We start from the raw sequence: 14,728 nt of genomic DNA, 5'->3' as shown, positions 1-14,728 counted from the left end.
GTCCCGTCCGAGGGGCGGCATATCACACCGGCCGGGGTTGTGTGCACCGGGGCCGGGCCTGTCCATCGATCCGTCGCCGGGGCGAACAGCCGGCAAAGGGGCCCCGCACAGGGTGCGCGACCCCCGATGGCCGCCGCTACCGCCGCGGGGCGACGATGGTCGGTCCGGCGCTCGGCTCCGGGCGGAACAGCTCGTTGCGCTGAATCTGCATCCGGTTCTGGCTGTTGTCGAATTGCTGCTGGGTCTGGACGCCGCGGATCTGGCTCTGGGTCGCGAGCCGATCGTTCATGTTGTTCAGGGTGTTGGGATTGCCCGACGATTGGGCGAGGGCCGGGCCGGCGCCCGCCACCAGCAGGGCGAGGCCCGCGAGGGTGCGGACGGATGTGGTTCGGAGCGTTGGGGTCATGGCGAAGCGTCCCTGTGGGGCGATGCGTGTGTGGGGACGACGCCCGAGGCGAGAGCCGGGTTCCCGCGATGGCACGTCGCGGGCAGGCCCCGCGCGCGCGACCCTCGACGCCGTTCGTGTTTTGGTCCAGGGATGCGGCATGACCCAACACCCCGACACGGCGGGGGCCTCGCGGCCGGTGCCCGCTTCCGACGCGCCCACCTCCATCGCAGCCCGCGCCATGGCTTCCCTGCGGCCGCAGGGCTCACCCTATCTCGACGGCCTCAACGACGAGCAGCGCCGCGCCGTCGAGGCGACGGACGGCCCCGTCCTCGTGCTCGCCGGGGCCGGCACCGGCAAGACCCGGGTGCTCACCACGCGGATCGCCCACCTCATCGCAACATCGAAGGCCCGGCCGTTCGACATCCTGTCGGTGACCTTCACCAACAAGGCCGCGCGGGAGATGAAGCACCGCATCGGCGCACTCATCGGCCCGGCCGGCGAGGGCATGCCGTGGCTCGGCACCTTCCACTCCATCGGCACCAAGATCCTGCGCCGCCACGCCGAACTCGTCGGCCTGCGCTCGGACTTCACGATCCTGGGCATGGACGACCAGCTGCGGCTGATGAAGCAGGTCATCGTCGACCAGAACATCGACGAGAAGCGCTGGCCGGCCCGCGCCCTGTCCTCGGCCATCGACGGCTGGAAGAACCGCGGCCTCCTGCCCGAGCAGGTGCCGCCGGGCGAGGCGGGAGCCTTCGCCTTCGGCAAGGGCGGCGCCCTCTACACCGCCTACCAGGCCCGGTTGCTCACCCTCAACGCCGCCGATTTCGGCGATCTCCTGCTGCTCTGCCTCAAGCTGTGGCGCGAGAACCCGGACGTGCTGGAGAACTATCAGCAGCGCTTCCGCTACATCCTCGTCGACGAGTACCAGGACACCAACGTCGCCCAGTACCTGTGGCTGCGCCTGCTGGCGCAGGGCCACCGCAACGTGGCGTGCGTCGGCGACGACGACCAGTCGATCTACGGCTGGCGCGGGGCCGAAGTCGACAACATCCTCCGGTTCGAGCACGACTTTCCCGGCGCCACCGTGGTGCGCCTGGAGCGCAATTACCGCTCCACCGGCCACATTCTGGCCGCCGCCTCCGGGCTCATCGCCAAGAACGAGGGCCGGCTCGGCAAGACCCTGCGCACGGAGGATGTGCCCGGCGAGAAGGTGACGGTGGCGGGTGCCTGGGATTCGGAGGAGGAAGCCCGCCAGCTCGCCGAGGCCATCGAATCGCTTCAGCACAAGCAGCACCCCCTCTCCGAGATCGCCGTGCTGGTGCGCATCTCGGCGCAGATGCGCGAGATCGAGGACCGCTTCGTCCAGCTCGGGCTGCCCTACCGGGTCATCGGCGGCCCGCGCTTCTACGAGCGCGCCGAGATCCGCGACGCCCTCGCGTATCTCCGCGTCACCATGAATCCGTCCGACGACCTCGCCTTCGAGCGGATCTTCAACACGCCGAAGCGCGGCCTCGGCGACGCCACCCTCCAGATCCTGCACGGCTATTCCCGTGCCCAGGGCGTGCCCCTGCTCCAGGCCGCGCGCCTGCTCACGGAGACCGACGAGCTCAAGCCCCGCGCCCGCACGGGCGTCCGCGCCCTCGTCGAGAGTTTTTCGCGGTGGGCCCGGACGGTGGGCACCAAGCCGCATTCCGAGGTGGCCCAGACCATCCTGGAGGAATCCGGCTACACCGAGATGTGGCAGAAGGACAAATCCGCCGACGCCGCCGGGCGGCTGGAGAACCTCAAGGAGTTCGTGCGCTCCATGGAGGAGTTCCCCGACATGGCCGCCTTCCTCGAACACGTCTCCCTGGTGATGGAGGCGAGCGAGCAGGAGGGCGCCGACCGGGTCTCGCTCATGACGCTGCACGCCGCCAAGGGCCTCGAGTTCGACACGGTGTTCCTCCCCGGCTGGGAGGACGGCCTGTTCCCGAACCAGCGGGCCCTCGACGAGAGCGGCCGGGCCGGCCTCGAGGAGGAACGCCGCCTCGCCCATGTGGGCCTCACCCGCGCCCGCAAGCGCGCCAAGCTGTCGTTTGCCGTCAACCGCCGCATCCACGGCCTGTGGTCGTCCACGGTGCCGAGCCGGTTCATCGACGAGTTGCCGCCGGGCAGCGTCGACGTCATCGACGCGCCCGCGCATTTCTCGGCCGGCGCCTCGCGCTTCGACCGCAACCCGACGCCGTTCGGTTCGTCCTACGGCACGCCGGGCTGGCAGCGGGCCCAGGCCGCCACCGCCAACACGGGCAATTTCGGGGGCGGGCCCTCCCGCAACCCGGCCAACCGCTCCGGCGGCCCGCGCCAGATCGAGGGCGAACTCATCGCGAAATCCACCGGTGCGCCGTCGGCCTTCTCCGTGGGCATGCGGGTGTTCCACACCAAGTTCGGCCCCGGCGACGTCGCTGCCGTGGACGGCAACAAGCTCACCGTCGATTTCGACAAGGCCGGCCAGAAGATGGTGCTGGACAGCTTCATCCAGCCGGCGTGATCGGGGCGTGTTCCCCTCGCCGCGCTGCCGAGACGAAGGGCGCGCCGTCGATCGGATGAGCGCGCCCGGGAACCGTTCCGGTCTCGGGAAGGGAACGGTTTGGTGGCCGTCGATAAAAGGCGTACGCTACCGTACCGTCGATGCCACACCTTCACGGCCCGGGTCCGGACAACCAAGGTCCGCACAACCAAGGGCTGTCTTCGCGCCGTCATAAGGGCGGATGCGTTGGCCGGTTGCGCGCAGGAATCCCCATCGCGGAAGAGCATTTGGGTCCCACGATGTCGTCCATTGCAGAGCTTGCTGCCGTCCTGCGTCAGGTCGCCTCGCCGGGCATCAAGCCCAAGGAGCTGATCCACGCCGTGCGGGAAAAGCACCCTGACGTCACCAAGAAGGACATCGTCCGGGCCGCGTTCTTCGCCCTATCGGACGGGCCTGCTTCGAACGCGACCCAGTCGGACGAACTCCATGACTTTGCGCTCAAGGAGCGCGGCAAGGAGGATGAGCCGGCCGCGAAGCCCCGTAAGGCCAAGAAGAAGAAAGCCCGTCCGGAGCCGAGGGGACAGAACGGCGCTGCGTGACTTGCTGCGAATGGTGACTTGCCGCGAATGCGTGAGTGCCTCGCGTGAAGCGCCCGCCGCGCCGTGGTGCCCGGAGAGAGACTCGGCGGTGTCCTTGGCGGCGTCCGGGCGCTTCGTGAGGCGCTCGCGAGCCACCGTCGACGTCTCCGGGTGAGGCCACCGCATGCCGCCCGATAGGAGCGCGCGTGCTCTGTCCCGCGTCGGATTTGCGGATGGGGCGGGATCAGCATCGCCCGCCCGCGAAAAAACCTCCCGCCTCGCGTCCAAGTCTAAAACCGTGCGGACTTTCTACATCAATGATCGAGAATATCGACCGTCACGCCGCCGTCGCTTCCGGCACGGCATGGTGCGTGCAACGATACGGTGCGGACGAAGACCGGGGCGCCCCTGCCATCCACAGGCAAGGTTGTCCGGGTGGGAACCGCCCACTTGCGGCCGGATTGGCTGTCAGCGGACACTGATGTCCGGTGGGGAGGAAACGAGGGTTACGAGACAGGATAAAGTTCGGCGCGTCACGTTCAACAAGTGCAGTTCAGATTGAGTCCGGTTGGCAAGTCCAGGTGGAGTATTGATCGATGAAGAGACGGCGCACACGACTTGAACTGGTGGAAGATCGTCCGGTCCGGTTGCACCGGACCCGCTTCGACGAGGAACGCAACCTCAGTCCGATCCAGCCTCTCACCGACCGGCAGGCCCAGTATCTCGACGCCCTGGCGCTTCACAAGCAGGTGATCGTTCTCGGCCCCGCCGGCACCGGCAAGACCTTCATCGCCGGCACCCGCGCGGCGGATCAGCTCCGCCAGCGCCGCATCGGCAAGGTGATCATCACCCGCCCCAACGTGCCCTCGGGTCGCTCCCTCGGCTATTTCCCCGGCACCCTGGAGGAGAAGATCGCCCCCTGGGTGGCCCCGCTCACCGAGACCATGAAGGAGCGCATGGGCGCGGCCGCCTTCGACATCGCGGTCAAGACCGGCGACATCGAGGTGGTGCCGTTCGAGGTGATGCGCGGGCGCACCTTCAAGAACTGCCTCGTGATCCTCGACGAGGCGCAGAACACCACGACGGCCGAGATCAAGATGTTCCTCACCCGCATCGGAGACGATTGCCAGGTGATCATCAACGGCGACGTTTCGCAGACGGACCTGCGCGAGACTTCGGGCCTGCGCACGGTGATCCACCTCGTCAAAAGCCGGATGATGCCGATCCCGGTGGTGGAATTTACCCTCGACGACATCGTGCGCTCGGGAATTTGTGCTGATTGGGTACGGGCTTTCGAGGAAACGAATCTCTGACTCGTGGGTTATCAGCGGCGGGCACCTGCGGAGCCTGCCGCCCACCCCGGTGTGCGACACGCGTCGTCCGACCACGGGACGGGCGCACGGGCCGGGTGCCGCACTCGGACAAGAACACAACGGGAGTTCCACGTGAGGAAACTGACCTTCGCCATCGCCGTGCTCGCCTCGCTCGGCGGCGCCAGCCTCGCCACCTCAGCCTCGGCCGCCCCCGGCGCGCCCATGGGCGTCACCGCTCCCGAGACCGTGTCCACCGTGCAGATGCGCATGGAGCGTCGGATGGAACGCCGCATGATGCATCGGCGCATGGAGCGTCGCATGATGCACCGTCACATGCACCGCAAGATGATGCATCGCCGGATGATGCGCCGCATGTGATCGATCGGTTTCCGATCGAGAACGAAAGGGTCCCTCGCGGGGCCCTTTTTTCGTTCGGCCCGCGCGTTTCGCGGTCCTGCCTCCCGCGAAGCGCACGCGTCGCCGGGGCGGGCGGGTGTATGGCGAGGGCGAGATCCCTGAACCGGTCGCGAATCATGACGCTCCACACGTGGTGGCTCTTCTTCACCGCCGTCTTCCTGCTGAGCGCGACGCCGGGCCCCAACATGCTCCACGTGCTGGGGCGCAGCGTCCGCTTCGGCCTACGCGGCAGCCTCGCGGCCATGGCCGGGTGCCTCTCGGCCGTCCTCCTCGTGCTGCTGGCCTCCGCCGCCGGCCTGAGCGCCGTGCTGCTGGCCTCGCCGAGGCTGTTCGACGCCCTGCGCTACGCCGGCGTCGCCTATCTGATCTTCCTCGGCGTCCAGGCCTGGCGGGGCGCCGAGGCACCGATCCGCGTCGGGACGGCCGGGGCGCCCCCGGTGCGTCCGTCGTCCGGCCGCCTCGTCCGGGACGGTTTCCTCATCGGCGCGAGCAACCCGAAGCTGCTCCTGTTCGCCGGCGCCTTCTTCCCGCAATTCGTCGATGCGGGCCTGCCGCAGGGGCCGCAATTCGCGATCCTGGTCGCGACCTTCGCGGCGGCGGAGATGTTCTGGTACGGCGTCTACGCCCTGAGCGGCGCCCGCCTCGCCGCGACCCTGACCCGCCCCGGCCTCAAGCGCCTGTTCGACCGGGCCACGGGGGCGATCTTCATCGGCTTCGGCGCGGTGCTGCTGGGAACGCGCCCGTAGGGCGTCGCGTCTGCGTGATCGCCGCGTCGTCCCTTCGCGCGAGATTGCCCCCGCGCGCGAGATTGCCCCCCGCGCGAGAACGAACGCTTAATCCGATGCCCGGATGATGAGTGGACGGCGCGCCGCCGCGATGGATCTCGGTCTTGGTGAGAGGGTTTCCCTCAACGAACGCGGGTTTCGCGCGGGAACGCCCGGCCCTGCACCGGTTGCGCGTCGGGCTGACGGTGGCCGGGGTGGTGCTGACGTTCGCCGTCTCGTCGATGCTGCTCGCCACCGTCGGCTACCATTACGAGACGTCGGGCGGGCTGCCCTTCGAGAAATTCCATCCAGGCACCCTGATGGTCTTCGCCGCCTTCGCGCTCCTCGTCGTCGAGGACGGGCCGGACGCGACCGTTGGGCGCCTGCTGCGGGACGACCGCCTCTCGCTGATCTACGTCGCCTGCCTGGCGTTCTACATGCTCTACGTGCCCCTGGTGCTGGGCCGTCCGGTGACGTTCATCGTCGATACGCTGATGGCGCCGGCCGTCGTCGCCGTTCTGCTGGCCCGCACCGACCCCCGCTCCCTGCGGATCATGGACCGGATCATCCACGGGCTCATGGCCGCCAACGCCGTGATCGGGAGCCTCGAATCCCTGCTGAAATGGCGGCTGGTCCCGTACTACATCGGCGACGAGATCATCACCTTCGACTGGCGCTCCACGGCGCTGCTCGGCCATCCCCTGCAGAATGCCGGCGTCACGGCGGTCTACGCCCTGCTGCTGCTCACGGGCCTGCGCGGCGGCCTGCCGGCCCGCTGGGCGCTGCCGGCCTTCGTGCTGCAGCTCGCGGCCCTGCCGGCCTTCGGCGGCCGCACGGCGGCGGCGGGGCTCGCGGCGGCGGCCCTGGTCTGGCTCGGCGTGCGCGCCCTGCTCATCCTGTCGGGACGCCGCTTCGCGCTGTCGAGCCTCCTGTGGGTCGCCCTACTCTGCCCCCTCGTCGCGGCCGGAATCTGGTTCGCCAGCGGCAGCGACTACGTCGCGCTCTTCGTCGATCGGTTCGTGGACGATTCCGGCAGCGCCGAGACCCGGGTGCGGATGCTGTCGCTGTTCGGCGATTTCTCATGGGGCGACCTGTTCATCGGCCCAGACCCCGAGACCCTGGCCGCCCTGCAGATCCGCGAGGGGCTGGAACTCGGCCTCGAGAGCTTCGTCGTCGCCTTCCTGCTCACGAGCGGAATCTTTGCCAGTTCCGTGCTGTTCCTCGGACTCGGCCTGTTCGTGATCGCGCTCGGCCGCCTGGTGCCCTGGCAGGGCAAGGCGGCCCTCGGCCTCTACCTCATCCTCAACGTCACCTCGACGGGCTTTTCCAGCAAGGGCGTCGCCTTCAGCCTTGTGGTGATGCTGCTTCTGGTGCTGACCTGGGCCTCCCCGCGCGGGGAGGCGGAAGGTCAGCGCCGTAGGGCGTCCGCCATGGCGTGATAGGCGGGCTTCGGCGCGTAGGCCCGGTCGAAGGGGAGCGGGCGTGGCTTGCGGTCGAGCAGGCCGGCCTCGCCATTGAGCCAGGACTGGCCGTCGGACAATTGCCAGGTCTGGATCACCTTGATGGCGGGTTCGGCCAGGGCCGCCCGCATGATTTCGCTGTAGCGGTCCGCCACCTGCGCGTCGCGCCGGGTCTCGTTGCCCGGCATGCGCAGGTCGTTGACGTCGAGTTCCGTGAGGTAGACGTCGAGCTTTCGCGCCGCGAGATCGCGCACGAGCTTGGAAAATCCCTCGCGCTCGAACACGAAGTCGGGAAACCAGTGGCATTCGAGGCCAACCGCATCGAGGCGGATTCCGGCATGCTGGAGATCGTCGACGAGGCGCAGGAGGGCGGTCTTGTAGGTCTCCGTCGGCTCGAACGCGATCTTCCACTCCGGACTGGCCTCGTTGAGAACGAGGCGGACGCCCGGATCGGCCCGGTGGGCGGCGACGAAGCTGCGGCGGATGTAGTCGGGGCCGAGCGCGCGGAACCACGGGCCGCCGCGCAGGTGCCCCGGGTTGCCGTCGCCGGGCCACAGGGGCTCGTTGACCACGTCCCACGAATGCAGGCGCCCGGCATAGCGGCCCACCGTCTCGGCGATGTGGCGCTCCAGCCAGTAGGCGCCCTCCTTGGGGCTGAGCTTCTCCACCCAGTCCGGCTGGTAGGCGTTCCACGCGAGGGTGTGGCCGCGCACGGCCAAGCCCGCCTTCGCGGCGAACGCCACCAGGGCGTCGCCCTCCGAATAGTCGGCGACGTTCGGCTGCGGGCGGATCGACCCGAACTTCAAGGCGACATCGGTGGTGACGATGCGGGTCTGGTGCCGGTAGAGCTCGGCCAGCCTCGCATCGGTGAGGACCGTGACGTCGATGGAGGCGCCGAAGCTGATCCCGCGCGCCGCCGCGAGGGCGCCGAGCGACGGGACGGCGGCGATGGCCGCGGCGCGCACCGGGCCGGCGGTGCCGGCGGCGATGGCCGCCCCGCCGAGGACGACGGATCGGCGCGAGACATCCCGCATCACAGCTTCAACCGCTTGAACACGCGCTCGGGGATGGCGCGGATGATGGCCATGACGAGGACCCAGACCGGCCGGACATAGATGACGTCGCGCCGGGACACCTCCGCACCGCGAAAGATCGCGGCGCCGACTTCGGCGGGTTCGGCCGTGAGGAGCTTCGGCAGCGGCATCCCCGCCGTCATGCGGGTGCGGACGAAGCCGGGCTTGACCGTGAGCACGTGGATGCCGGACGCCGCGAGGCGGTTGCGCAGGCCCGACAGGAAGGCGGTGAATCCGGCCTTGGCCGCCCCGTAGACGTAGTTCGAGGCTCGACCGCGCTCGCCCGCCACCGACGAGACGCCCACGAGGGTGCCCGAGCCCCGCGCGGCGAAGCGCTCCGCGAACAGGCCGAGCAGGAGGGACGGCCCCTCGAAGTTCGAGCGCATGACGAGCGCCGCGTCGTCGAGGTCGGATTGAGCGCGGGCCTGGGTGCCGAGCAGCCCGACGACGCTCACCACCGTGTCGGGCAGGCGCGGCAGGCCATCGACAAAGGCGGTGAAGGCCGTGGTCTCGGTGATGTCGAGGGTGAGGACCGGCACCGGCCGCCCGGTGCGCGCGGTCAGGTCGGCGGCGTTGCGGGAAGCCGCCGCCGCGTCGCGGGCGGCCAGGATCACGTCCCATCCGCCCTGCGCGTAGGCCAGGGCCGTGGCGTGGCCGATATCGGAGGTGGCGCCCACGAGGAGCATGAGTTTTCGCATCGGCACGGGAACGGTCTCGGTCATGCGGCCTCGGACGGGTTGGAGTGGGGCCGGATGGGCAGGGTCGTGCGGCAAGCGTGACCACCCGGTTCGGGTACGGACGGCCTCACAGCGCCAACCGCCGCGACAGGCCGGAGGCGATCCGGTCCGTGGCGCCGAGGTCCCGCCGCAGGGCCCGGAACCGCGCGGCGGCGTCGCCGTAGCCGGCCTCGAAGGTGTCGCGGCTCTGGCGGGCATCCTTGGCGAGGTAGAGCCGGCCGCCGGCCGCCCGCACGATGGTGTCGAGACTGTCGAGCAGGGCGAGGTTGGCGGGGCTCGCGGGGAAATCGAGGGTGAGGGTGTAGCCCTCCAGGGGGAACGACATCACGCCGCCGCCCGGCCCCAGGAGCTTGAGCACGGCGAGGAACGAGGGCGCCGCGTGGGCGACACGGTCGAGGATCTCGGCCAGGGCCGCCCGGCTGCGGGCTTTGGGGATCACGCATTGGTGCTGGAGGAAGCCGCGCGCGCCGTAGATGCGATTCCAGTCGCGGATGCCGTCGAGGGGGAAGAAGTACGGTGCCCAGCCGACGAGTGTTTCGCGATTCCCCCCCGCGCGGCCGCGCCCGTAATAGAGGGCGTTGAAGGCGCCGACGCTCAGGCGGTTGAGGGTGAAAGCCGGCAGGTCCAGTGGCACCGCGAGGGCGCCCCCACCCGCGGGCGGGTTCAGGGGCGCATCGGGGGCGAGGTCCGCGACGTCGGCCCGGGTGGCGTGCTCGCCGCGATAGACCAGGGCACGGCCCCGCGCGGCGCCGCGCGCGAGGCAATCGATCCAGGCGACCGCGTAGGTCGATCCGTTGGCCGCCTCGAGGGCCTGCATGGCGGCGTCGAGGTCGGCCGCCGCCACGGTGCGCTGGCGGATCCAGCCGGTCTCGACCCGGCGCAGGCGAAGGGTCGCGCGCAGGATCGTGCCCGTCAGCCCCATGCCGCCGAGGGTGGCGGCGAACAGGTCGGCGTTCGCGTCGGGCCCGCAGGTGCGGACCGCCCCGTCGGGCAGGGCGAGGGTGAGGTTCTCGACATGGGCGCCGAAACCGCCGGCGCCGTGGTGGTTCTTGCCGTGGACATCCGCCGCGATGGCGCCGCCGACGGTGACGTAGCGCGTGCCCGGCACCACGGCGGGGAAGAACCCGCGCGGCAGGAAGGCGTCGATGATGTCGGCGAGCAGCACCCCGGCCTCCACGGCGAGGTGGCCCGTCTCCGGATCGAAGGCGATCATCCGGTCGAGGCCGCCGAGCGCCAGGGTGGTGGTGTCGCCCAGCGCGGCATCGCCGTAGGCCCGGCCGTTGCCGCGGGCGATGAGCCCGGTCTCGGCCCGGTGGAGGGGCGCCACGGCGGCTTCTTCGCGCACGGGAATGAGCCGCGTGACGCGGCGCGGGTAACGGCCCCAGCCGGCGATCGTTTGCGTGTCGGTGCTCACGGGGTGCGCCCGGTGAAGACGAAGCGCCGGTCGAGGCCGTACTTGACCGCGTATCCCACGCCGAGGCCGAGGATCGCGCCGGCATACTTGGCCGTGCTCGTGCCCCAGAGTGCGAAGAATCCGAACTCGAACACCCAGAACACCAGGGTGGTGACGACGCTGAACAGGCCGTAGAGCCCGATCTTGCGCGCCTCCTCGCTCCGGCTCGCCGAGGAATCGAAGAACACGAAGTACTTGTCGAGGCCGTACTTGGCGACGAACCCGACGCCCGTGCCCATGGCGACGGAGACGAGGAGCGGCGCCCACGGCGCGATCCGCACGGTGGCCTCCTGCGCCAGGAGGTTCGCCGCGGTGGCGAGCACGGCGAAGCCGACGTAGCGCAGGCCGAGGGCGACGGGGCCCGGACGGGTCATCGGGGGATGAGGATGAGACTTGGCGGGCGCGCTCATATGGCGGCGAGCACCAGGGCACCGACGGTGGCCGCCGTCACGAGGCTGACCCGGTCGCGGAGCGCGAAGACGATGGGGTCGTCGTGCATCATCCGGCGGTGCGCCATGAGCAGCGCCCGCGAGATCCAGTACAGGATCACCGGGCCGACGCACCACAGGAGCTTCGGGCGCGAATAGAGCTGCGTCACCGCCTCGGACGACAGGTAGAGGGACAGCACCACCACGGCGTTGTAGCCGGCGGCCGCCGCGAGCGCGGCGACGATGGGCAGGTCGGACAGTTCGTAGTTGCGGTTGGTCGGGCTCGGCAGGCCCCGATCGAGGCGGCTCGTGAGTTCGGTGTAGCGCTTGATCAGCGCCAGCGACATGAACATGAACAGCGAGAAGGCCAGGAGCCAGTCCGACAGGACCGCGCCGACGGCCACCCCGCCGCCCACCACCCGGATCGTGTAGAGGCCGGCCAGCGTCACCACGTCGACGAGCATCTTGCGCTTGAGCGAGAACGAGTACGCGCTGGTGAGCGCGAAGTAGCCCAGGATCACCGCCGTGAAGGCGCCGGACACCGTGAGGCTCACCGCCAGCGCCGCCCCGAACAGCAGCGGCGCCGCGAGCATGGCCTGCACCAGCGGCACCCGACCGCTCGCGAGCGGGCGGTTCCGCTTCGTCGGATGCGCCCGGTCGGCCTCGATGTCGATGAGGTCGTTGATGAGGTAGACGCTCGACGCGCACAGCGAGAACGCGACGAAGGCGAGGAGGGCCGCGAGGAAGGCCGGCCCGTCGAAGCGGTGCGCCATCAGCAGCGGCACGAACACCAGGGCGTTCTTGGCGTACTGGTGCACCCGCAGGAGCCGCGCCCAGGTCCGCACCCGCGTGACGCGATCCGTCCCGGCCTCGGGCAGGAAGACGGCGTCGGGCGTCATGGCGACGAGGCGCCGGCGCGCGCCGGGCGCGAGACGCACGGCGACGGCACGGCGGGCGCGGGCCCAGACCGGCAGGTCGTCGGCATGGTTGCCGATATACTCGAACCCGTTCGCGCCGAAGGCCGCCACGAGGCGGTCCGCCTTGGCGGCGCCGGACAGGTTCACGGCGTGATCGGAGGCGAACCAGCCGTCGAACAGGCCGAGATGGTCCGCGATCTTCTGGACGAGCACGGCGTTGCTGGCCGAGGCGAGGTAGACCGGGCGTCCGGCCGCCCGCGCCGCGCCGATCCAGTCCAGCACCGCCGGGTCGTAGGGCAGCCGCGCCACGTCGAGGTCGGCCGTGCCGAGGTGGTGCTTGATCGCCGCCTTGCCCCGGGGCACCGCCCGCGCCAGGGCTAGGATTGCGCGCGGGTCGCCGCCGATCTCGGCAAAGAAGCTCTCGATGAGGAGGTCGGAGCGGATCAGGGTGCCGTCGAGGTCGACCACGAGGGGCAGGCCCGGCGCGAGCCCCCCGCGCGCGACGTCGCGCGCGGCCTCCACGCGGCCGAAGCCGTCCCGCGGGCCGTCCTGAGGGCCGTCCTGGACCAGGGACCGTTCGAACATGCGTCTAGACCTCGGAGCGTGCGGCGCGCGCGGCGGCACCGGCCATCATGACGAAGGGAATCCCGACGCGGGACACGATGAGGGACGTCACGGCGCGGCGGCCTCCACCCGAGGGGCGGCCGTGAGGCAGGCCGGCGCGACCCGGTAGAGGGTCAGGGGCGTGCCGTCGAAGGGGAGATCCGGCCGGATGGTCCGCTCCGGCACGGCGCAGCGGGCGAGCGTCCCGTCGGCGTAGCCGCCGCGCCGCCCGCCGGAGTCCGAGAACAGGGTCGGGAAATCGACGAGGTAGCGGATGCCCCGGTCCGCGAGGTAGGGGGCGAGGCGCCCCTGCACCACGGCCGGGTAGACGTCGTCGTTGACGAGGCCGTCGAGGTTCATCACCGGGCGTTCGGCGAAGTAGGCGACGATGCCGGCGTTCCAGGCCGCCACCGGGGCAAGGCCGGGCTCGGCGCGCAGCATCCGCCCCGCCTCCATGGTGGCGACCTGCCACGGCCAGGGCGGGTGGGCGAAGCGCCAGGCGGCGGAGGCCGCGTAGAGCAGGATGAGGAACGGGACCACCGCCCCGCGCGGGGCCAGGTTCGCCACGAGGCCGGCGGCGAGGAGGGCGACGGCGGGAAAGAACGTCGCGGCGTACCAGTACTGCACCGCCCCGTTCAGGCTGTAGGCGGCGACGTAGCCGAGGATCGCCACCACGGAGCCGAGGCTGAGGGGATGGTCGAGGAGGGCGCGCAGGCGCCCGCGCAGGACGACTCGGAGGCCGAGGCCGGCGAGCACCACGGGGACGAGGACGCGGGGCAGGCCGTAGGGACCGAACAGCTCGACCACCCGCGCCACGCCCGGCCACGGGGTGTAGCCCGACACCGAGGCCCAGAAATGCTTGATGCTGGCGCTGCGCTGCACGAAGCCGCCGGTGAAGTGGTGGGTGTGGAGCGTGACGAGGCCGATGCCGATGAGCGCACCGAGGCACAGCATCGCCGGCACCCGGAGATCGCGCCCCGGCCGGCGCCGGTGCCAGAGGGCGTGCAGCACGAACCCGGCGAGCAGGGCGAAGGGCAGCAGGGCGTAGTCCGACCGGGCGAGCACGCCGACGATTCCCGTCACCACCGCGGCGACCATGACCGCGCGGGTGGCCCCGCCCGCCTGCATGTTCCCGGCGACGAGCCGGTACGACAGGGCGGAGGCGGCGATGACGAGGCAGGATTCCATCGGGAAGCCGACGAGGTGCAGGCCGCCCGCCGACAGGGCGACGAGGACCACACCGAGCTCTCCCCCACCCGCTCCCTCCGAGCCATGCCCGCCACTGAACGTCTCGCGGGCGGCGAACGTGTCGCGGGCGGCTTGAGCGAGCCAGTACACGGCGGCCGTCATCAGGCCCGCATTGAGGAGCGACACGACGAGATAGGTCTCGACGAAGCCGATCCCGGGTGCGATCCGGTACAGGCCGGCGAGACCGTAGCCGAACAGGAGATGGAAACCGGTGGCGGCGTGCACGCCGTCGAAGGTCCAGGTCCCCAGGGTCGAGAAATTCCGGGCCAGGACGAAATAGTAGAACGCGTCGTCGGGAATGCGCGTGATGATGCCCGCCGGCCCGAGGAGGACGGGGGCGAGGCCGAAGGCCAGGGCGACGCCGAGGGTGATCAGCGCAGCGATTCCGGGCGATACTCTGTCCATGACCACGCTCGCGGGCACCGAAGACCGGCCCGCCGCAGCATTCGCGCCATCGCCTTAAAACATCATGACGGGCAACCGTCGTATCCGGAGGAACCGGCGCGGTGTCCACCGCGCGTTCCCGAGCGCGGATGTTTCGAGGGTTTCCGTGGATGCGCCGCCGAGCGAGGCCCCTCCCCTGCCGGGATCGCCCTGACTCGACGAAGGGTACCGGACGGTCCGCGAACCCATCGCCCGAACGCGAACAGGCCGCCCTGTGTGGGGCGGCCTGTTTCGGTGGTGATCGTCTGGAGGGACTGTTTGTGATTGATGTGCTGTGCAGGTCTGGCGGCGACCGACTCTCCCGTGTCTTGAGACACAGTACCATGGGCGCTGGTGCGTTTAACGGCCGAGTTCGAGATGGGATCGGGTTCTGGGCACACCGCTCAAACCACCAGA

Annotated in this window: 13 protein-coding genes and 1 rRNA gene; 6 read left to right on the top strand and 8 right to left on the bottom strand. The window is 70.4% G+C overall.

All coding sequences use genetic code 11. The annotated features are described in order from the left end of the window. Positions 1 to 136 precede the first annotated feature (136 nt). The gene (locus tag MKK49_RS10805; protein ID WP_244028265.1) at positions 137 to 406 is read right to left on the bottom strand and encodes a hypothetical protein; all 270 of its coding nucleotides are present in this window, start codon (positions 404 to 406) and stop codon (positions 137 to 139) included. Positions 407 to 545: 139 nt separating this feature from the next. Between MKK49_RS10805 and MKK49_RS10800 the strand changes: the two genes are divergently transcribed. From MKK49_RS10800 to MKK49_RS10775, 6 genes are all read left to right on the top strand, one after another. After that, a complete protein-coding gene (locus MKK49_RS10800) occupies positions 546 to 2,918 on the top strand; it encodes an ATP-dependent helicase (protein WP_244028263.1) in 2,373 nt (790 codons plus the stop codon). A gap of 278 nt (positions 2,919 to 3,196) precedes the next feature. Continuing rightward, positions 3,197 to 3,496, top strand: a complete 300-nt coding sequence (locus MKK49_RS10795; protein WP_244028262.1) for a hypothetical protein — start codon at positions 3,197 to 3,199, stop codon at positions 3,494 to 3,496. A 575-nt stretch (positions 3,497 to 4,071) separates the two neighbouring features. Next, entirely contained in the window at positions 4,072 to 4,788 is a 717-nt protein-coding gene (locus tag MKK49_RS10790; protein WP_244028261.1) for a PhoH family protein, read from the top strand. 132 nt (positions 4,789 to 4,920) lie between these two features. Further along, positions 4,921 to 5,166 carry a hypothetical protein gene (locus MKK49_RS10785; protein WP_238228441.1) on the top strand — a complete coding sequence of 82 codons (246 nt, stop codon included), beginning with the start codon at positions 4,921 to 4,923 and terminating at the stop codon, positions 5,164 to 5,166. Positions 5,167 to 5,321: 155 nt separating this feature from the next. Beyond that, positions 5,322 to 5,951, top strand: a complete 630-nt coding sequence (locus tag MKK49_RS10780; protein WP_244028260.1) for a LysE family translocator — start codon at positions 5,322 to 5,324, stop codon at positions 5,949 to 5,951. A gap of 146 nt (positions 5,952 to 6,097) precedes the next feature. Continuing rightward, positions 6,098 to 7,408, top strand: coding sequence for a VpsF family polysaccharide biosynthesis protein (locus MKK49_RS10775; RefSeq protein ID WP_244028259.1), 1,311 nt, complete (start codon positions 6,098 to 6,100; stop codon positions 7,406 to 7,408). Here the strand turns inward: MKK49_RS10775 and MKK49_RS10770 are convergent. The 7 genes from MKK49_RS10770 to rrf form a co-directional block, all read right to left on the bottom strand. Next, the gene (locus MKK49_RS10770; protein WP_244028258.1) at positions 7,378 to 8,463 is read right to left on the bottom strand and encodes an endo-1,4-beta-xylanase; all 1,086 of its coding nucleotides are present in this window, start codon (positions 8,461 to 8,463) and stop codon (positions 7,378 to 7,380) included. The two genes, MKK49_RS10775 and MKK49_RS10770, sit on opposite strands and share 31 nt — an antisense overlap. Then, the gene (locus tag MKK49_RS10765; RefSeq protein ID WP_409565054.1) at positions 8,463 to 9,224 is read right to left on the bottom strand and encodes an SDR family oxidoreductase; all 762 of its coding nucleotides are present in this window, start codon (positions 9,222 to 9,224) and stop codon (positions 8,463 to 8,465) included. Before MKK49_RS10765 ends, MKK49_RS10770 begins: the two co-directional genes overlap by 1 nt. 82 nt (positions 9,225 to 9,306) lie before the next feature. After that, positions 9,307 to 10,653 (bottom strand): FAD-binding oxidoreductase, encoded by a 1,347-nt coding sequence (locus MKK49_RS10760; RefSeq protein WP_244028257.1) that lies wholly within the window; start codon positions 10,651 to 10,653, stop codon positions 9,307 to 9,309. Beyond that, a complete protein-coding gene (locus MKK49_RS10755) occupies positions 10,650 to 11,066 on the bottom strand; it encodes a GtrA family protein (protein ID WP_244028255.1) in 417 nt (138 codons plus the stop codon). The genes MKK49_RS10760 and MKK49_RS10755 overlap by 4 nt, the downstream gene beginning before the upstream one ends. Positions 11,067 to 11,098: 32 nt before the next feature. Next, the gene (locus tag MKK49_RS10750) at positions 11,099 to 12,622 is read right to left on the bottom strand and encodes a UbiA family prenyltransferase (RefSeq protein ID WP_244028254.1); all 1,524 of its coding nucleotides are present in this window, start codon (positions 12,620 to 12,622) and stop codon (positions 11,099 to 11,101) included. 87 nt (positions 12,623 to 12,709) lie between these two features. Next, the gene (locus MKK49_RS10745) at positions 12,710 to 14,293 is read right to left on the bottom strand and encodes a hypothetical protein (protein WP_244028253.1); all 1,584 of its coding nucleotides are present in this window, start codon (positions 14,291 to 14,293) and stop codon (positions 12,710 to 12,712) included. A 319-nt stretch (positions 14,294 to 14,612) separates the two neighbouring features. Next, positions 14,613 to 14,728, bottom strand: a 5S ribosomal RNA gene (gene rrf / locus MKK49_RS10740).

The sequence above is a fragment of the Methylobacterium sp. J-090 genome, from assembly GCF_022829345.1.
In the GTDB taxonomy this organism is placed as follows: domain Bacteria; phylum Pseudomonadota; class Alphaproteobacteria; order Rhizobiales; family Beijerinckiaceae; genus Methylobacterium.
This window is presented reverse-complemented; position numbering and strand designations above follow the sequence as displayed.